Source organism: Rhizobium album (assembly GCF_003122325.1).
GTDB lineage: Bacteria > Pseudomonadota > Alphaproteobacteria > Rhizobiales > Rhizobiaceae > Metarhizobium > Metarhizobium album.
In genome coordinates this window covers 619,349-636,198 of the sequence record NZ_QFBC01000001.1, presented here as the reverse complement: position 1 = coordinate 636,198, position 16,850 = coordinate 619,349, and the positions used below count along the sequence as shown (strand labels likewise).

Genomic DNA, 16,850 nt, shown 5'->3' with positions numbered 1-16,850 from the left:
TTTTTCCGAAATCACCCGGCGAAAACCGCCATCCTCAACCCGCCCCGGCCGACCCACCCACCGCCGGAAACCGAAACGCCGCCACCACCTTCCGCCGCCACGCCGGCACCAGCGGCGAACGGATCACCGCCGCCTGCTCATAGGCATGGATGAACCGCCCGCCGCCGCACAGGATGCCGATATGTTTCGCCGCACAGCCGGCCCGCCAGCGGAACACCAGCACATCCCCCGGCAAGGCAGCATCCACCGAACCCACCGGCAGAAAATGCCGCCCGGCTGCGGACAAGAGCCGCTCCTCGCTGCCACGCTCCGCCCAATCGGGCGCATAGGCCGGCGGCGCCTCCGGTTCATCGCCATAGATCTCCCGCCAGACGCCGCGGACCAGCCCGAGACAATCGCAGCCGACGCCCTTCAGCGACGCCTGGTGCCGATAAGGCGTACCGATCCATCCTTCGGCAGCAGCGACAACCCGCTCCCCGATCGCGGCCGTCATTCGAACAACGCCCTTCCGTCATGCACCGTCTCGCCATCCGCATAGGAATAGGCAAAGTCCGAGCCGGGAATATGCGGAAACCCCTGAAAATTGATGGTGTTCGAAAACTTCGCCCTGCAGGTCGAAAACGCCTTGTCGCAACCGGCCACGATGGCAAAGGCATCCCCCGCCTCCGGCGACCGCGCCATCGGCAACCAGAGCACGAGATCCACCGCAGACCCATCCACCACATGCCCGTCAATATCGACGGTCATCCCGGCATGCCTGCCGCTGGTAAACGTCAGCACCCCATAGCGAAAAAACCCCGCCGCAAAACCGGAAAGCCCACCGACGCGCAGATGCGTCGCATCCGCGACCGAAAGGATTTCGCCGGTCCCGCGATAGGCACCCGAGGCAAGGTTGACGCCGCAGCGCCCATCCCCCAGCGTCGCATCGCAGCGCCGCCCGAAAAGCCGCCCCTGGTCACGCCCGAGCCGATGGGTGAAACTGCGCAATTCGGCACGGAAATCGCCGGCCGTGCGCGTCACCTCGCCGATCTCCTGCACCCTCAGGAGCATATGCTCGTCCACCGCCGCCCAATTGACGAGGAACACCTCCACCCGCGCACCGTCGTAGCGCCCGTCGATCAGGTCCTCTTCGCGAATGGCCGCGCTGGAAAAACCACCCGCGACATCGCTCGCCTCCACCGAAAGCCCGGCCGCCTGCTGCGTCTCGCTGGCGGCAAAACCGGTCGCCGCGGCAAAAAGCGTACCCCCGAAAACAAGATCGTGATCGTGCTCGGTAAAACCGAGTACCGTCCCGTCGCGCCGCGTCACCCGCCACGCATGGCAGACGGTCGTCGCGCCGCTGTCGAGATGCGCCTTCAGTCCGGCTGGAATCGTCCTCATGGCATCACCTCGATCAGCGGAATCGTCGGGATCCGGCCGGCATCGAAGGCCTGCAGGTTGATGTCGATCCGGTCGGTGGCAAAGCGCACCGGCACGTCGAAGGAAAACCCTGCCGTCACCACCGCCCCGCTTCCCGGCACGAAACCGGGTGCAAATGTCACGATCCCCGTCACCGGATCGCATGTCGCCCCATCGGCCGCGACCCCGTCGACCGCGACCAGCACGCTGCCGGCCACTGGCTTGGCAATCACCCGGCGAAAACTGCCGCCGGCATCGCCATAGGTCTTGGCAAGCTGAAACGCCGCCGTCGTCCCGTCGCCAGTGCCGATCACCTGGTCCAGCGCCCCCGCCGCCTCGCCCGGCTGCCCCGAGCCATGATCGAACGGATCGCGAAAACGAAACCCGTTCAACTCCCCGCCCCGCGCCTCGAAAAAGGCCAGCACCTCGTAGAGATCGGCGATCGATCGCACGCCCGAACCGGCATCGTAGCTGCGCCGCGCTTCCCGCCAGCGGCGGTTGCGGCTCTCGCGCCCGTTGGACAGATTGACGATATCGGTCCGCCGCACCGGCCCGCCGCTGGTCGTCAGCGACAGCCGCAACGGAAACCGCACCTCATGAAACCCCATGGCCATGACCTTGCTCCAAATAAACCGCACGCACGGAAAAACGCCAAACATTCCGGCCGCTCCATCTCCGACCCACAGGACGATCGGACATGAAACGACAGGGTGCCGCTTCCCCTTTTCCCCTGCGGGAAGAAGGGTCCGAAGCACGCAGGCGGATGAGGGGGGTCTGCCACAATGGTAACCCTACCCGTTTCGGCCACCCTCAAAGCCCGCGCTGCCCGCGCCCCACCGTCCGCGCCAGCATCGCCGAAAGCTGCCCCTCGCTCTTGCGAAAGCTCGCCGCATCCGGCGTCGTCACGTTGAACACCACCTGCGGCGCCGCAGGCCGGCCCTGCATCGCCACGCCCAAAGCACCGTCGCTGCCACGCTTCAGCGGCAGGATCGCCTCGGCCCCCGCCTCGCCCATCAGCCCGCGCCCGCTGCCCATGGCGAAATAGGTCGGCTCCGCTACCACCCCGCCATCGGCAAACGCCGTAACCCGCCCGGGCACTCCGCCGTCGGCAAAGGCGAAAACCGAACCCAGCTGCCCTGCCAGCCCGCCCACCGCCTGGCCGATCAGCCCTTCCAGCGGCTTCATTCCGACGGAAAGGGCGATATCGGCCAGCCGCGTGCCCACCGTGCGCAACACGTCCTCCAGGCTGCGGCTGCCGCTTGCGGCAGACCGCAAGGCGCCCGTCAGCACCGAGCCGAAGGATCGCGACCGCCCCTCGAGATCGGTCAGCACCTCCTTCAGCGCCGCCGCCTGCTCCGTCATGCCGGCCAGGGTGTCTTCATTCTCGTCCATGATCCCGCCTTTCAACGTCTATCTCGCTGCCGTCACGGCTATCCGGAAACGCCCGCATCAGCGCCTCCAGACTTTCCCGCCGCAGGCTCTGTCCCTGCCCGCGCAAACCGCCGATGGCGGCATGGAATTCGCGCGGCGTCATCGCCCAGAAAACCCGCGGCTCCAGCCGCAACAGGCAAAGCCCGGCATGCAGCGCCTCGTCCCAGGGAAAGGGACGCACCGCCGCGCCGGGGCTCACGCCTGCTGCGGCGCCGGAGGGCGCGTTTCGCCCTCGCCCCCCAGAAAGGTCGCCGCCAGCAAATCGCGAACGATCGCCGCCGAACCGGCGATGCCGCCCTCGATGCCGGCGCCGGCCACGTCCTCGTCGGAAAACACATTGCCGCCGCCGCGCAGGCCAGCCCCGATGATGCGGATCATGTCCGCCGCCCTGAGCCGCCCATTGGCAAACCGCGCGCCCAGCGCTCCGAGATCGTCGGCGGCAAACGCCGTTTCCAGTTCCGCCAGCGCCCCCAGCGTCAGGCAGAGAATGCGCCGCTCCCCGTCGATGACAGCCTCGACCTCGCCGCGATGGCGGTTCGCCCGCCCGTCCGTGCCGCGCCCTGCCATCACACGGCCCCGAAAGCGAGCGCGCCGGCCGATTCCAGCGCCAGTTCGAACTGCACTTCGCCATTGTGCTGGCCGGCATATTCCAGCGCGGCGATCTGGAAAGGCCCGGTCACCGTGCCGAAATCGGGAATGACCACCTGCCAGGTCAGGATGGCGCCGTCGAAAAACGCCGTCCGCACCACCGCATCCGATGCCTGGTCCTTGAAAATCCCGCCGCCGGACAACGAGGCCCGCTGCACGCCCGCCCCGGCCAGCAGCTCCCGCCAGCGCCCGGCACTTTCCGCGTCGGTGATGTCGACCGTCTCCGCATTAAAACCCAGCCGCTTCGACCGCAGCCCGGCGACCGTCACATAACCGCTGCCGTTGTGGACCTTCAAAAGCAGGTCCTTGCCCTTCTGTGCCACCATCTTCCGCTCCTTGCGCAAATTCCCGTCGCGACACGGGCAAATCGCCCGGCCGCGCATTTCCCCAAGCACGCAATCCATGGTAGGAGCGCCGGTCAGCCCTCCTCGAACCGTTCCCCATGCCGACATCCGAAACCCGCCGCGCGGCAAAAACCGTCGCCGTCCTCGCCGTCACCCAGCTTGTCGGCTGGGGCACGACGTTCGACATGCTCGGCGTGCTTGGGCGCGTCATCGCCCCCGAACTCGGGCTGGCCAACGAAATCGTCTTTCTCGGCCTGTCGATCATGATGCTGATCAGCGCGCTCGCCGGCCCGAAGACCGGCCGCCTGCTCGACCGCTACGGCGCTTCGAAAGTCCTCGCCGCCGGCTCGGTGATCTTTGCCGCCGGCCTGCTGCTGCTCGCCGCATCCCACGGACTGGTTCTCTATATCGCGGCCTGGTGCGTCATCGGCCTCGGCGGTGCGCTCGGACTGTCGGCGCCGGCATTCACCGCCGTCGTCGAGCGCGAAGGCCAACGCTCCGGCCGCATCATCGCCATCCTCATGCTGTTTACTGGCTTGTCGAGCGCGACATTCTGGCCGCTGCTCGACTGGCTGCAATCGCTGATCGGCTGGCGCCTCACCTTCGTGCTGACGGCATCCGTCCATCTGCTGGTGTGCCTGCCGCTGCATCTATTCGCCTTGCCGCGCCCGGTCGCTTCCGCCGGACGCACCGAGACCACCGAACGCGCGCCGCTGGTCCTGACGCCGCTTGGGCGGATCTACGCCTTTTTCCTGATCGCCGCCTCGACCATGCTCGCCACTCTGGTCACCTACGGCCTGTCGCCGTCGCTGCTGCAGATCTTCGCCCTGTCGGGCGCGGCACCGGCGCTCGCGCTGCAACTCGGCTCGCTGCGCGGCGTCATGGGCATCTCCGCCCGCTTCGTCGATATGCTGCTTGGCCCGCGCGGCAGCCCGCTGATCAGCGCCACGCTCGGCATCGGCCTGATCCTTGCAAGCTTCATGCTGCTGCTGGTCGCCAACGGCTCGGCATCGCTGCTTATCGCCTTCGTCGTGCTGTATGGCTTCGGTTCCGGCGTCGTCACTGTCGCCCGCGCGCTCCTCCCGCTTGCCGTGTTCAGCCCGCGCGATTTCGGCCTGCAATCGGCCCGCCTGTCTCTACCGCAGAATCTCGCCAGCGCCGCCGCACCGGTGATCTTCACCGGCATCCTCGACCGCGCCGGCCTGCCCGCCCTGCTCGTCACCGCCTCCGTATTGGCAGCGCTGTCCCTTTTCTTCGTGATCCTGCTCGCCCTTTTCATCCGCGGACGCAGAGCCTGAGCTTCACTCGGTCACCGCCCGAAACACCATCTCGATCCCATGCGTCCGGGTCTTCGGCATCCTTCTGGCCCGGCTCGAGCGATGCAGAAGGCTCACCAGCACCACCCCGTCCAGCGAAAGTTCCGCATCGTGCAACAGCCGATGCACATGGCCCGCTATCACCTGCGCCTGCCGCTGCCCCTGCCCGGACGACCAGATTTCCAGCGTCAGGAGATGCTCTTCACCGGCCTCCGTCGAGGTTGAAAAATCGTCACTCTGCAATGCGGCGATCATCAGGTAAGGCATCGCCGTGCGCATCAGCAGCCGGTCATGGATGCCGTCCGCACCGATCAGCGCCACCATTTCCGCATCGCCGAGAAGCCGCGCCGTCACCGCCTGCAGCAAGGCATTGGCCGCCGTCATGGTCCTTCCTCCTCGCAATGGCAGACGAGATAACGTTGCGTCTCGTCGGGATCGATCACCGCCCTGACGGCAAACAGCCGCGCGCCCTTGCGCAGCCGCATGCCGGCAGAGATATCAGTGCGAAAACGCACCCAGATACGATGCGTCAGCGTCGCTGTCTCCGCACCCGCCGCTTCCCGCACTGCATGGCCCGCAGGCTCGACCATCGCCCAGAAAGCCGCCACGCCTTCATAACGTACGTCCGCGCCGCCCTGTCCGTCCGGCACCGCCACCGGCGCCTCCAGCTCCAGCCGCGCCGTGAATTGCCCCGGATCGATAAAACTCACCGGCATGGTCAGAGCCTCCGCAGCAGATACGGCGCCACCAGGAGCTCATAACCCGCCGACACCGAAGCCGGCTGGCTGTCCGGCGGCACGACGCCACGATAGGAAAACATATGCGCCACATGCAGCAGCATCGCCCGCCGCAAGGTATCCGGTACATCCACCGCCGCATCGCCGAAACCGGCGACGAAATCGATCTCGATGCCGTTCACCGCCCGCGCCGTCTTCACAAGCTGCTTCAACACAAGCCGCGCCGGCCGCCCGGCACCATCCAGCACATGCCCATCGAGCGACACATCCACTGCCGCCCCGCCTTCATCATAAACCACAACGGTTTCAACCGATTGCACCGGCCACCTGGCAATCTGAATCACCCCGCTGGCCGGCCAGTCATCGCGATAAAGCCGCCAGGTCTGGCTCAGCATCGAAAGCCCGGTGCACCGCTCCAGATGTTCGCGCGCCACTTTAACCAGCGCCACCAGCAACACATCCTCGTCATCACCATCAAGACGCAGATGCGCCTTCACCTCGGCAAGCGTTACCGGCTCCGCCACCGGCGGAGCAATCAGGGCATAGGTCATCAATATCTCCAATCGACGGGGTGATTTTCCCGGTGAGCGCCCTTCTCCCTGCTGGGGAGAAGGGCAAGGCAGCCCCCCTCAGCTCACCGCAACCTTCATCAGCTTGATCGCCTCGAAATTCTGCACTCCGCCGCCGACGCGTTTGGTGGTGTAGAACAGCACGTAGGGTTTCGCCGAATAGGGATCACGCAGCACCCGCACCCCCATCCGGTCGACCACCAGATAGCCCGCCCGGAAATCGCCGAAAGCAATCGAGAGCGAATTCGCCCCGATATCCGGCATGTCTTCGGCCTCCGCGATCGGGAACCCCATCAGCGAAGCCGACTGGCCGGCCGATGCCGGCGGGCGCCAGAGGTAGTTGCCGTCGGCATCCTTGAACTTGCGGATCTCGCCCTGCGTCTTGCGGTTCATCAGGAAGTGGGCGTTCTGCCGGTGTCCCGCCTTTACCGCATAGATCGTGTCGATCAGCGCATCGGACGGTCCGGTGGACTTGAAGGCGCCCGCCGCCCCGGAGGCGATGTAGCCGATATTTCCCCACGTCCAGCTCGCATCGGCAACCGTCGTATAGGACAGGATACCCTTCGGCTTGTTGGTGCCGTCGCCGCTGGTGAACGCCGTGCCCTCCTGCTCGGCGAAGACGATGTCCACCTCGCCCGAGATCCACGCCTCGATGTCGACCGCCGCATCGTCGAGCAGTGCCTGCGTCGCCGCCGGCATCGCATAGAGTTCCATGGTCGGGAAGGAGAGTTCGGAAAGCTGCGGCGTCGCCGTCTGCGGCCGCGAGGCCGTCTCCGCCACCCAGCCCGCGGTCAGCCCGGTCGGCGAAAACGGCTTCTTCAGCACCGCGCCGGAGACCTGCCGCACCGTCGCCAGCGCCCGGATCGGCGAAACGGCGGAAAGCCTGCGGCCGATCTCCGTATCGGTTTCCGGCGGCACCAGGTAACCGCCATCGGCGCCCGTGCCGGCGGAAAACGCCTTGGACTCCAGGTCGCGCAGGCCCGCCTCGTCGCCGCGACGGATATAGGCGTCGAAAGCCGCCTTGTGTTCGGCCGCCTCCGGCGAAGGTCCGTCCAGGCGCCCCAGCGCCGGCCGCACCTTCTTCAGCACCAGCTGGCCGAGCGCTTTCTTCTGCTCGTCCATCGCGCGGTTGATGCGGTCCATCTTGTCGCGCGTCACCACGTCGGCAGTCAGCTTGCGCTCGATCTCGTCGAGGCGCCGGTCGTTGACGTCCTTGAAGGCCTCGAACGCCTGCATGAAATCGTCGAAGGCGGCGTCGAGGTTTTCGGGCACCGCCTTGATTTCCGGCGCTGCGGTCTGTGCCATGTCTGTCATGAACCCATCCTTGTCTTGCTTTGAACGTTGAACATCATCCGGGCCGCCCGCCGCATGCTGCGGACGAGTTCCGTTTCCTTGTCGCGGAACCACCGCGCATTCTTCACGTTCGACACCCGCGCCGATGGCAGCATCGGAAAGGTGACGACCGAGATTTCCCAGAGGTCGGCTTCGAGGATGCGGCGCACGCCGGTCTTGGCGTCGGTCCGCGCCTTCACCGTCTGGAAGCCGATCGACAGCCCGTCGAGCGCGCCGTTCTTCATCAGCTGGTGCACCTCGCGGGCGCGGGCGACACCACCCGACAACACACCCTCGACATAAAGCCCCCGCGCATCCTCGCGGATCGTTGTCCACGTGCCGATCGGCTCGGCCGGATCGTGCTGGAACAGCATGCGCACGCCACTCGCGCCACGCTCGACGAGCGAACGGGCAAAAGCGCCACGCTCTATGGAATCCTTGCCGAGATCGATCTCGCCGAAGACGCTGGCATAACCGGAAAAGGTACCGTCGCCGGTCACGCCCTTGAGCGCCAGGTTGGCGAAACGGGTCGTCACGGGCCGCAGCCCGCGGTAAGCGTTCCTCATGGAAGTCTCCTGAATGATCGGATGTTTTGGCCGGCGCACGCCGGGCCGGATGCACCTCACCGCCGGCGAGGTCGGCCCGTCACCGCTGCCGCGGCGGCGCGCCGTACCGCTCCGCCAGCCGCGCCAGAATGCCGAGCGCCCACCAGGCCGTCAGGCTGGCCGCCGCCGAACCCGCCAGCATCGTCTCGAAGGCCGAAAGGCTCGCCGACATCTCCAGCCGCCCGGCAAGCCAGACACCCGCCGGCCCGCCGAAGATCAGCCCGCAGGCCAGCCCGGTGAAGAAACGCCCCGCCGCCTCGCGCCGGCTCTTCGGCAAAAGATAGACGAGCGACACCGCCGCCCCCGCAGACGCCCCGACGGCACGCGCCGCCCAGAGCCCCGGATCGTTCCCGAACTCAGCCATTTGTTAAGCACTTTCGGATAGAGTTAGGGAAATCCGGCCCGCAGCCGGCACACGGGAAAAACCCGGCATCTTCTCAAACCACTTGAAGAACGCCGTTTTCCGGAATCTTCCGAATCCCTTGCGGGAAAATCCTCGCAGGTTGAATCAACGACTTCACAAGTTGAGTCGGTTTGCTCACGTCCTGGTTCAGGATGTACCCGCAAGCCAAAGCATTGCTGGGCCAACAGCCTATTCATAGCTGTCGTCATCATCCTTCTCCAGCTCTGCAGGTCCTTGCCGCGCATGCTGTACGGAAACGACAAAGACCGTGTCATCCTCGATGACATAGTCAAAATGATAGGGCGGCGAAACCAGCCGCCGCACGCCTTTCACGGGTGCGACGGCGGAGCCGGCAAATGGATAGTCGGCCAGCAATCGAAGTGTCTTGCGGACCTGTGCCGTAAAGGCCAGGGAAGCGCGGGGATTGAGTAGCGAAAGATAGTCCTTCTCCTTTCGGATATAGCGCACTGCCTCATCCGAAATGCGGACCTTTTTCAAGCGGCGTCCTCGCGGTCGCGGTCCATAAGCTCAGCCATCAGTTCTTCCGCATCCACGCTGCGGCCAGCTTCAATATCCTCCTCACCGCGCCGGATGCTTAGAACCTCGGCCCCCTCCGCCATCAGATAATACTTCAACGCCCGCACGATCACCCAGCTGCGCGTCCGTTCGCTCGCCTCGGCGATCGTTTCGATATCGGCGAGAATATCCATCGGCAGCCGCAGCGTGATCGGATAGGACAGAACGGGTTTGGACATGACGGAACTCCTTCTTTGTAATACATGGTATTACAAACCGCATCCCGCCTCAATATCCCACCGCCTGCCGCTTCTCCTCCTCGGTCAGGAAAGTCGCCGCCCCGATCCGGCTCCACAAAGCATCCCGCTCGGCCGAAAGCCCGGCAATCCGGTCGAGGTCCGGCTCGAAACGCAGACCGTCGCCAAAGACGTGTGCCAACCAGCCGGAAAAACTCGCCGCCGTGCGCTGGATCAGCGGCAGCACCGTCAGCCGATAGAAGGCCCGGTTGGCTTCTTGGTAATTGGCATAGGTATTGTCGCCGGGAATGCCCACCAGCATCGGCGGCACACCGAAGGCGAGCGCGATATCGCGCGCCGCACCATTGCGCGCTTCGATAAAATCCATGTCCTTCGGCGAAAGCCCCATCGATTTCCAGTCAAGCCCGCCTTCCAGCAGCATCGGCCGGCCCGCCCGCACCGCGCCCGTGTACCCCTCCTCCAGTTCCAGCTTCAGCCGCTCGTACTGATCGGATGAAAGATTGCCACCCTCCTTCGGCTGGTAGACCAGCGCCCCGGAAGGCCGGGCGGAATTGTCGAGCAGCGCCTTGTTCCAGGTCGCCGCCGCATTGTGCAGGTCGAGCGCCACCTGCGCCGCCGCCAGCGGCGGAAAACCGAGATGGTCGTCGAGCGGATGAAACAGTTTCAGGTGCAGCAGCGACACGCCCTCGCCGTCGACGGCAAACCGCCGCCCGCGCCCACCGGCCCGGTAATCGTAAGCCAAGGGCCAGCCATCCGCCCCCTCGACAAGGCTTACCCGGTCCGGCCGCAACAGATGCAGTTCCCGCACCGCCTCCCCCACGACAGAGGGCGCCACATAGGCATTGCCGGACAAGAGGAGATGCCCATAGAGCGCCTCGAAAAAATCAGGCCCGGCCATCCGCCCGTTCGGCCGCGCGACAAGATCGAGCATCGGATGTCCCAAAACCTCCGCCTCGCCCTCGTACAACAGCCAGGGCACGGCCGCCGCCGCCTCGGCGATCATCCGCACCGCCCGATGCGCCACCGGGTTCTTCATGAACCCCTCGCGCGCCAGCGCGCCATAGGACCGCCCCGTCCACTGCGCCCGCCCCTCGGCCGCAAACGCCGCCAATGCCGTCGCCTTGCTTTCACCCACGCGTTCACGACCCGCCGGGCGCCGCCACGGCAGGAAAGATCGGATGTTCATGTCGGATATCCAGTTCGGTTAAACGTCTATTGGCAGGGAACGCCCCGAAAGACGGTCACGCTGCCGTTCAGTAACGAGTGACCATCAACCGATCACCCGCCGCACCGCCTTGTCGGCATCATAATCCGCCGCCATGCGCAGTTCGCGGATCGGCCGCACCCGGTCGATGGAAATCTGATAATTCGGATGCGCCTTGTAGGCCGCCAGTGCCGCCTCGTCGGCGAATTCTCCGTAGACGACGAAGTCCACCTCGTTGCCGAGCTGGTCCTTCTTCACATTGGTGCCGACCTCCAGCGTCAGCGCATGCGGAATGACCGTCAGCAGCGAAAGCCCCGCCTCTATCGCCGCGCGGTCTTCGTCGCTGCGAGCGGTGAAGAAGACGATGTGACGGATCATGGCAAGCTCCTGACGATGTTATGCCGCCGCGGTTAGCATGCCCGCGCCCGCCATTCAACGCGTCGCACTGCCTCATCCCCGTCCTCGATCACCGCGCAACGCCGCATGAAACAGCCTGCCATATCCGCCGATCTGCTCCGCCCTGTCCATGCCGTTGACGATTTTTCGAGCCCCGGCCCAATCCTCCGTCGACGCGTTGAAATAATCCGCAAGCTTGTGCCCTGTGAAGGAGCCGCGCCGCATGCCTTCGAACAGGATGCTCAGCGCCGTCTCCGTCTCCATCGCCCGTTCCGGCGCGGCCACGAGGTCGATGCCGGTGATGTCGCTCATCGCCGCATAGTTTCGCCGATGGGTCAGCTGCACGAAACCGCGCCCGAGCCAGCTCTTGCCGTCCTCATCCGGCCGCCAGTACGGCGTCTTCACCCAGGAAAGCCGCCCCTTGGCAAATGCCTCCTCCAGGATCGCCACCGCTCGTTCGTCGCTGTCGGCCAGCGTCTCGCGCACCGGCTGCATCGTCCGCGCCGTCTCGTGGTAGACGGTCGCCAGCACGTAAGCCAGCCAGCGCTCGTCTTGCGCCGCCATCGTCCGTTCCCAGCGGTCGAGAATCGCGGACATGCCGTCCACCTGCGGCTGTTTCAGCATCCCGCCAAACGGTGCCGCACGAATGTGGTCGAAGAAAAAACGCCGGTCGATCGCCATCCCGATACCCCTCCTTGCCAGGGTCGCCAAAGCTTCTGTGAAATTCAATCGATTTTAGAAAACTAAATCGTTTTAACCAGTTAGAGGGGTAATTTACTTTTCGTGAACCCTGTGGAACCAAGAGCCGCAGACGGCGTTGTTACCGCGCCAAAGCAATTCCAGCAAAAGCGCCTGGCGGTTTTGCCTGCTGAATTGCGAAAACCCGAATTGCAGAAACAATGGAGCATTTTCGCGATTTGGGAAGCGGACATGCTCTTTTGCCACGAGGAGATCAGACATCATGCAGACACCCGCCCCGATCAGCAAGGCCCCGCAGCCCATCCCTCAGCATGTGCTCGACCGTCTCGAATCCGAATGGCGGCAGATGCGCGACAATGCGCCCCAGCCGACCGGCAATCGCTGATTTCATTCTCTCCCCTCAAACAGGGCGGACCCTTGGCTCGCCCTGTCCTTCCAGCATCAAGGCCGTCAACGCCCAGACCAGCGCATCCAGCCGGTCGGGCGAACGGCCGGAAGACAGCCCTTCCGGACCGAAATCGCACATCTGGTCCTCCAGCGCCGGAAATCGCCCGGCATGGGCAACCCGCCCCTGTTCATACAGTGCCGCCACCGGCTCCGCCCGCAAGAACTTGCCGCGTGTCGCCCGGACGGACGTCACCGGCAGGCCGGCATCGATGCTTTTCAGCATCGCCGCCACCATGTCGCCGCCCTGGTTGATTTCCGCCACCACCCGGTCGGCGTCGAAGCGGCGATAGGCTTTCACCACCGCCTGCGCCCAGCCCGCCGGGCTTGCCCCCTCCACCGAACAATCCGCCAGCACCACCGCACGCCCCGAAGCATCCAGTCCCGCGACGACGATGCCGCAACAGGATTGCGGCCCCGCCGAAGCCGGCGGGTCCACCGCCACGACGATGCGCCGCAACACCCCGGCAAACCGGATCGTCACCGCCTCGATCGCCTCGCGTTTCCACAAGCCGTCCTCGCGGTCCTCGATCAGCTCGCCGTCGAGCTCCTGCCTTCCGAGCCGCGTGCCGCCGTAGCGGCTTTCCAGCGCCTGCATGAACCCCGGCGCCAGGTTGTCGCGGTTGGCCAGCGTGCTCATCCGCGTCAGCACCGTCTCCGCATCGCCCATCAGTGCCTTCAGCAGCGGCACCGGCCGCGGCGTCGTGGTGATCAGCTGCCGCGGCCGGTCGCCCAGCCTGAGGCCGAACTGCAGCATGTCCCAGGTCTCCTGCCCGTATTTCCATTTCGCCAGCTCGTTAGACGTTATGAAAAACATATAACTGCAAAGATCTGTTAACGCGTTGGAGTCTAAAAGGCTTTTGGGATAGCGGGGCATGAAAATGGAAAAGCCGAGGGCATATTCTTATATTCGCATTTCATCAAAAGGGCAGCTTCAAGGTTCTGGAATCTCCCGTCAAATTGACCAAGCCCGAGCATATGCAACAGAACATAACCTCGATCTGGACGAAACCTTGCAGGATATTGGGAAATCCGGGTTTCATGGTGAGCACGTGAAATCCGGAGCGCTTGGCTCCTTCCTGAACCTGATCAGAAATGGCCAAATCCCAGAGAGTTCTTACCTGCTAGTCGAGAGTTTTGATCGCCTTTCCCGGGAGAATGTTCTAACGGCCTCTTCCCAATTTACGGATATTTTGAAGGCTGGGATTTACGTAGTTACTTTGAGCGATGGCGCAGTTTATCATCGCGATAAAGATTACACGCAGTTGATAATCTCGCTCACCTATATGAGTCGCGCAAACAATGAATCAGCAGAAAAATCAAAAAGAATTAAAGCGGCGATTAAGAAGCGGAAAACGGAAACAGCAGCAGGGAAACCGAGATACAATCACCATTTGGTTGGATGGATAGATCAAAATCCAGTTCCGGGTTCAAAGGAATACAAATTTAAGTTGAACGACAAAGCTCGTTCCGTTCAAAAAATATTCGAATTGGCCGATCAAGGAATTGGAGCACATACGATTGCGCGATTGCTAAATGACGAAAATTACCCGGTTCTGCGAGATTCAACGAACAGGACAATGCGTTGGAAAGATGCCAGTGTTTGGGGTGTCATAAAGAACGAAATTGTGATTGGAACTCATCAAGTATTCGACACCGTAGAAGGGAAAAAGGTCCCAATCGGGAGTCCGATAGAAAACTACTATCCTGCTGCCGTCGATGCTGAATTATTCTGGCGTGTCCAGCGTAAGCGGTTAGCAAAGTCAACAAAGGAAACAGGGGCGAAAGGACGACGTTTTTCCAATCTTTTTGCTCGCTCGACAGCCTGCACTCATTGCAGACAACCTCTGCGGTTCAGTCGTGGCGGAACGTCAAATAAGCCCCTATTTTACCTTTCCTGCTCCGACAAGATCACAAATTCAAAAAGCACCTGTCCGCGTCAGTTTTATCGGTACGAAGTTTTAGAATCCGCCGTTCTAGCCTGCCTACCTGATTTCCACCATGCAGCACTGGATTTGCACTCAGCAAACCGACTTTCCAAGACTTCAATCGAACGCGAAATAGACTCCCGTAAAGCAGCGATTGAGAAGCACGAGACAGAGCGCAAAAACACACTTTCTATGGCCCCCATGCTCGAAAGCATCGAAGATCGACAAGCTATAGCTGATCAAGCCAATCAGTTAAGAGGAAAAATTGAAGAGAACAGATCTATAATATCTCGCCTCGAGAACGAAAGTCGAGAGCTATCTAGCGATGGAAAGCACTTCTCCGATCTTATCGAAAATATCTTTATAGAACGAAAAAATTGGGAAACCTGCTCTGACGATAACAAAGTTTTTCAATCCCGTGCTCGCGTTTCTGAAATGCTCTCTCAATACATTTCACTCGTTCAGATAGACTTTTCTGAACTTGAAGCAACGGTTTGGATCGCGGGCTTCACAAAAGCTTATAGATTTGACCGAAAAGGAAAATTAATAGGTAGCGTCAATCTAGTGGACGCATTCCGAAATCTTGGTCGCAGACCATTCGCTATCAAAAACTCTGATGGAACAGTGAAAATGGTGAAGCCCAATCGCGACATCACGCCGACTTTCAATCGAGAGAGGTTTGTTTCCATCCTTCGTGAAATGGGACTGTCGGCTCAAAAAATTGATCTGGCAATTGAAGCCAACAAGAAACTCGTTGAAGCTGCTGAGCGGCAAGATCATCGCTTCTATACGTCGTTCACAGCAAGACGCCTTCAGCCTGTACGTTCGCGCTGAAGCACTGACGTGCCTATCCCCTCCGGAGGCGCCGTTGGAGTGCATGAAGCTTGATCTGGGACTCGCGCAGTAGAACGGATGGGGCATTGTCGTTTTCTGCTGCAGACACGATTTTGTCCGCGTTGAATTTTGCAGCACGGTCACGTCTTTCAGCATTCGAAAGCGTCGTCATTTCGCTTCTCGCCAATGGGAAGCATTCAATACCGTCAATGCCGATCCGTTTGCGATCAACTGATTTGATGACGTATTCGGCTGCTCGTTCTGGTGTTTCCGTTACCTCAACAGCATGGATTCTTTCGATTGGTTTGCCGGCATCCAAGGCAATAAGTTTCTGCTGCTCCTCCTCGACATATCGAACGAGGTCAAAGTCTCCGCGTGTTTTCGGTGGCAAAAGAACAAACGCGTGCACGTGACAACCATCATTGATTGATGCCTGAGAAAGGGTCGTTTTCGAGTCTTTTGGAACCGGCCAATCTTGGCAAAAGACCCACAGCGGTAAATCAGCAAGATCCTTGGATGGACGCCTTGTGATGCGGGAAAGAAGATGACCGTATATGCCATGCATAGAGTCGATCATTTGCTTTCGAACACCTTCATCTCCACCAGATAATTGGTTGAACATGAAGGTGAGAATGAATGGTTTGAATCCTTTCTCGATTCGATCAGTCGTCATTTCAATGTATGCATGGGTAATGTCTGTTGGTTTAATCATTAGTATATCTTTACATTAGGTAATACATAATCATATGGCGACCCGGAAGGATTGCCATTGGTAATTGGTGTAGGCAGCATCTTGTATCGTGGCTATCCGACGAAGACCTTCTGCTGCCGTTGCATTTCTTCCAACCTTCAAATGGACGACGCGCATTCGCTTCGTTCCTTTCTGGTGAACGGTTTCGGAGACCTTCGATTTCAGGAATCGCGAGTCTTTTTGACCCGCATAAAGGAAGAGCCCCTGCTGTTGTCGGTCAGCAAGAGGCTCTTCATGTGGAGGCGAACTTGACAATCGACGCGAACAAATCTCATTCGCTGCCGACAACGTTTGAGTTCAGCCTTATTTATATCATGGCTGGTTCGTGAACCGCAATTTATAATTGCAGATCATGCTTGATGCACTTCTCTTGTTCGCATGATCGTTTGCCTGCTCACGCGAAAGGTTTTCGCCAAAAGCGATATGCTTGCTCCACCAGTAAGTCGGGATCGAACCTGCTGCTTTTGATCTTCAGTAAGCCTTGGTGGTCTTCCAAGAATTTGTCCTTCGGCACGTGCACGTCGAAGTCCCGATTGCGTTCGTTCGATCAGAAGGTCGCGTTCAAACTGCGCAACAGCATTCAGCAATTGCATTGTCATTCGACCTGCTGGACTCGCCAAATCGACTCCTCCCAAAGCTAAGCAATGGACTCGGACGCCAAGCTTTTCGAGTCGGCCAACCGTTGTCGTTACGTCGATTGCGTCTCGCCCCAAACGGTCGAGTTTCGTGACGATCAAAACATCATTCCGCTCAAGCTTATCGAGCAGGCGTGAGAATCCCTTTCGTTGCGAAGTGGGCGTGCTACCGGAAACAGTTTCGGTTACAATCCGATGCGGTTCGATTTGAAAGCCTGCTGCTGCAATCTCGAGCAACTGGTTTTCAGTTGTTTGAACGAACGTTGAAACGCGGACATATGCAAAGATGCGTGACATCGATTTCCTTTTTGCACAAAAACGATGTCCACAACATCGCTCCGTTCAGAAATCAGTCAATCTATATTTTGGACAGCAGCATCTAATCTGCCCAAAAACGGTCGTT

Annotated in this window: 24 protein-coding genes and 1 pseudogene; 3 read left to right on the top strand and 22 right to left on the bottom strand. The window is 61.2% G+C overall.

Translation table 11 applies throughout. From position 1 onward, the window contains the following. Nucleotides 1-34: 34 nt before the first annotated feature. From DEM27_RS03160 to DEM27_RS03135, 7 genes are all read right to left on the bottom strand, one after another. Nucleotides 35-493 (bottom strand): NlpC/P60 family protein, encoded by a 459-nt coding sequence (locus tag DEM27_RS03160; RefSeq protein WP_109456709.1) that lies wholly within the window; start codon nt 491-493, stop codon nt 35-37. Continuing rightward, nucleotides 490-1,380 carry a DUF2163 domain-containing protein gene (locus tag DEM27_RS03155; protein ID WP_109456708.1) on the bottom strand — a complete coding sequence of 297 codons (891 nt, stop codon included), beginning with the start codon at nt 1,378-1,380 and terminating at the stop codon, nt 490-492. The genes DEM27_RS03160 and DEM27_RS03155 overlap by 4 nt, the downstream gene beginning before the upstream one ends. After that, nucleotides 1,377-2,012, bottom strand: a complete 636-nt coding sequence (locus DEM27_RS03150; protein WP_109456707.1) for a TIGR02217 family protein — start codon at nt 2,010-2,012, stop codon at nt 1,377-1,379. Before DEM27_RS03150 ends, DEM27_RS03155 begins: the two co-directional genes overlap by 4 nt. A gap of 196 nt (nt 2,013-2,208) precedes the next feature. Then, on the bottom strand, nt 2,209-2,790 hold the full coding sequence (locus tag DEM27_RS03145) for a phage tail tape measure protein (protein ID WP_109456706.1): 582 nt from the start codon (nt 2,788-2,790) through the stop codon (nt 2,209-2,211). Continuing rightward, nucleotides 2,777-3,028: a rcc01693 family protein gene (locus DEM27_RS34535; RefSeq protein WP_337250462.1), complete on the bottom strand. Its 252-nt coding sequence runs from the start codon at nt 3,026-3,028 to the stop codon at nt 2,777-2,779. The genes DEM27_RS03145 and DEM27_RS34535 overlap by 14 nt, the downstream gene beginning before the upstream one ends. Next, nucleotides 3,025-3,396, bottom strand: coding sequence for a gene transfer agent family protein (locus tag DEM27_RS34530; RefSeq protein ID WP_245445624.1), 372 nt, complete (start codon nt 3,394-3,396; stop codon nt 3,025-3,027). The genes DEM27_RS34535 and DEM27_RS34530 overlap by 4 nt, the downstream gene beginning before the upstream one ends. Next, nucleotides 3,396-3,803, bottom strand: coding sequence for a phage major tail protein, TP901-1 family (locus DEM27_RS03135; protein ID WP_109456704.1), 408 nt, complete (start codon nt 3,801-3,803; stop codon nt 3,396-3,398). The genes DEM27_RS34530 and DEM27_RS03135 overlap by 1 nt, the downstream gene beginning before the upstream one ends. 116 nt (nt 3,804-3,919) lie before the next feature. Here DEM27_RS03135 and DEM27_RS03130 point away from each other — a divergent pair, with 116 nt between their 5' ends. After that, nucleotides 3,920-5,119, top strand: coding sequence for an MFS transporter (locus DEM27_RS03130; protein ID WP_109456703.1), 1,200 nt, complete (start codon nt 3,920-3,922; stop codon nt 5,117-5,119). Nucleotides 5,120-5,122: 3 nt separating this feature from the next. On the opposite strand, the gene DEM27_RS03125 is transcribed toward DEM27_RS03130, so the two are convergent. From DEM27_RS03125 to DEM27_RS03070, 12 genes are all read right to left on the bottom strand, one after another. Further along, complete coding sequence (locus tag DEM27_RS03125; protein ID WP_109456702.1) at nt 5,123-5,521, bottom strand: DUF3168 domain-containing protein; 399 nt, start codon at nt 5,519-5,521, stop codon at nt 5,123-5,125. Then, the gene (locus DEM27_RS03120; RefSeq protein WP_109456701.1) at nt 5,518-5,853 is read right to left on the bottom strand and encodes a phage head closure protein; all 336 of its coding nucleotides are present in this window, start codon (nt 5,851-5,853) and stop codon (nt 5,518-5,520) included. Before DEM27_RS03120 ends, DEM27_RS03125 begins: the two co-directional genes overlap by 4 nt. 2 nt (nt 5,854-5,855) lie before the next feature. Further along, nucleotides 5,856-6,425: a head-tail connector protein gene (locus tag DEM27_RS03115; RefSeq protein ID WP_109456700.1), complete on the bottom strand. Its 570-nt coding sequence runs from the start codon at nt 6,423-6,425 to the stop codon at nt 5,856-5,858. A gap of 78 nt (nt 6,426-6,503) precedes the next feature. Further along, nucleotides 6,504-7,757 (bottom strand): phage major capsid protein, encoded by a 1,254-nt coding sequence (locus tag DEM27_RS03110; RefSeq protein WP_109456699.1) that lies wholly within the window; start codon nt 7,755-7,757, stop codon nt 6,504-6,506. Next, the gene (locus DEM27_RS03105; RefSeq protein ID WP_109456698.1) at nt 7,754-8,341 is read right to left on the bottom strand and encodes an HK97 family phage prohead protease; all 588 of its coding nucleotides are present in this window, start codon (nt 8,339-8,341) and stop codon (nt 7,754-7,756) included. Before DEM27_RS03105 ends, DEM27_RS03110 begins: the two co-directional genes overlap by 4 nt. 79 nt (nt 8,342-8,420) lie before the next feature. After that, nucleotides 8,421-8,744: a DUF6107 family protein gene (locus DEM27_RS03100; RefSeq protein ID WP_109456697.1), complete on the bottom strand. Its 324-nt coding sequence runs from the start codon at nt 8,742-8,744 to the stop codon at nt 8,421-8,423. 228 nt (nt 8,745-8,972) lie between these two features. Next, nucleotides 8,973-9,281 (bottom strand): type II toxin-antitoxin system RelE/ParE family toxin, encoded by a 309-nt coding sequence (locus tag DEM27_RS03095; protein WP_109456696.1) that lies wholly within the window; start codon nt 9,279-9,281, stop codon nt 8,973-8,975. Beyond that, nucleotides 9,278-9,538, bottom strand: a complete 261-nt coding sequence (locus tag DEM27_RS03090; RefSeq protein ID WP_109456695.1) for a CopG family ribbon-helix-helix protein — start codon at nt 9,536-9,538, stop codon at nt 9,278-9,280. The genes DEM27_RS03095 and DEM27_RS03090 overlap by 4 nt, the downstream gene beginning before the upstream one ends. 49 nt (nt 9,539-9,587) lie before the next feature. Further along, nucleotides 9,588-10,742 carry a phage portal protein gene (locus tag DEM27_RS03085; RefSeq protein ID WP_109456694.1) on the bottom strand — a complete coding sequence of 385 codons (1,155 nt, stop codon included), beginning with the start codon at nt 10,740-10,742 and terminating at the stop codon, nt 9,588-9,590. Between the two features lie 84 nt (nt 10,743-10,826). Continuing rightward, complete coding sequence (locus tag DEM27_RS03080) at nt 10,827-11,138, bottom strand: Dabb family protein (RefSeq protein ID WP_109456693.1); 312 nt, start codon at nt 11,136-11,138, stop codon at nt 10,827-10,829. Nucleotides 11,139-11,210: 72 nt separating this feature from the next. Next, the gene (locus tag DEM27_RS03075) at nt 11,211-11,837 is read right to left on the bottom strand and encodes a hypothetical protein (RefSeq protein WP_420028790.1); all 627 of its coding nucleotides are present in this window, start codon (nt 11,835-11,837) and stop codon (nt 11,211-11,213) included. Nucleotides 11,838-11,930: 93 nt separating this feature from the next. Continuing rightward, nucleotides 11,931-12,119 (bottom strand): hypothetical protein, encoded by a 189-nt coding sequence (locus DEM27_RS03070; RefSeq protein ID WP_109456692.1) that lies wholly within the window; start codon nt 12,117-12,119, stop codon nt 11,931-11,933. On the opposite strand from DEM27_RS03070, the gene DEM27_RS34935 reads away from it, so the two are divergent. Continuing rightward, nucleotides 12,118-12,240 carry a hypothetical protein gene (locus DEM27_RS34935; RefSeq protein ID WP_280954505.1) on the top strand — a complete coding sequence of 41 codons (123 nt, stop codon included), beginning with the start codon at nt 12,118-12,120 and terminating at the stop codon, nt 12,238-12,240. The two genes, DEM27_RS03070 and DEM27_RS34935, sit on opposite strands and share 2 nt — an antisense overlap. Before the next feature lie 15 nt (nt 12,241-12,255). On the opposite strand, the pseudogene DEM27_RS03065 reads toward DEM27_RS34935, so the two are convergent. Next, nucleotides 12,256-13,101: pseudogene (locus tag DEM27_RS03065) on the bottom strand (phage terminase large subunit family protein); the annotation flags it as partial. 73 nt (nt 13,102-13,174) lie between these two features. Between DEM27_RS03065 and DEM27_RS03060 the strand changes: the two are divergent. Further along, on the top strand, nt 13,175-15,061 hold the full coding sequence (locus DEM27_RS03060) for a recombinase family protein (RefSeq protein ID WP_109456691.1): 1,887 nt from the start codon (nt 13,175-13,177) through the stop codon (nt 15,059-15,061). A gap of 13 nt (nt 15,062-15,074) precedes the next feature. Here the strand turns inward: DEM27_RS03060 and DEM27_RS33465 are convergent, their stop codons facing one another. Both DEM27_RS33465 and DEM27_RS03055 read right to left on the bottom strand, forming a co-directional pair. Further along, on the bottom strand, nt 15,075-15,773 hold the full coding sequence (locus tag DEM27_RS33465) for a hypothetical protein (RefSeq protein ID WP_128755428.1): 699 nt from the start codon (nt 15,771-15,773) through the stop codon (nt 15,075-15,077). A gap of 389 nt (nt 15,774-16,162) precedes the next feature. Next, nucleotides 16,163-16,744, bottom strand: coding sequence for a recombinase family protein (locus DEM27_RS03055; RefSeq protein WP_109456690.1), 582 nt, complete (start codon nt 16,742-16,744; stop codon nt 16,163-16,165). Nucleotides 16,745-16,850: the final 106 nt, after the last annotated feature.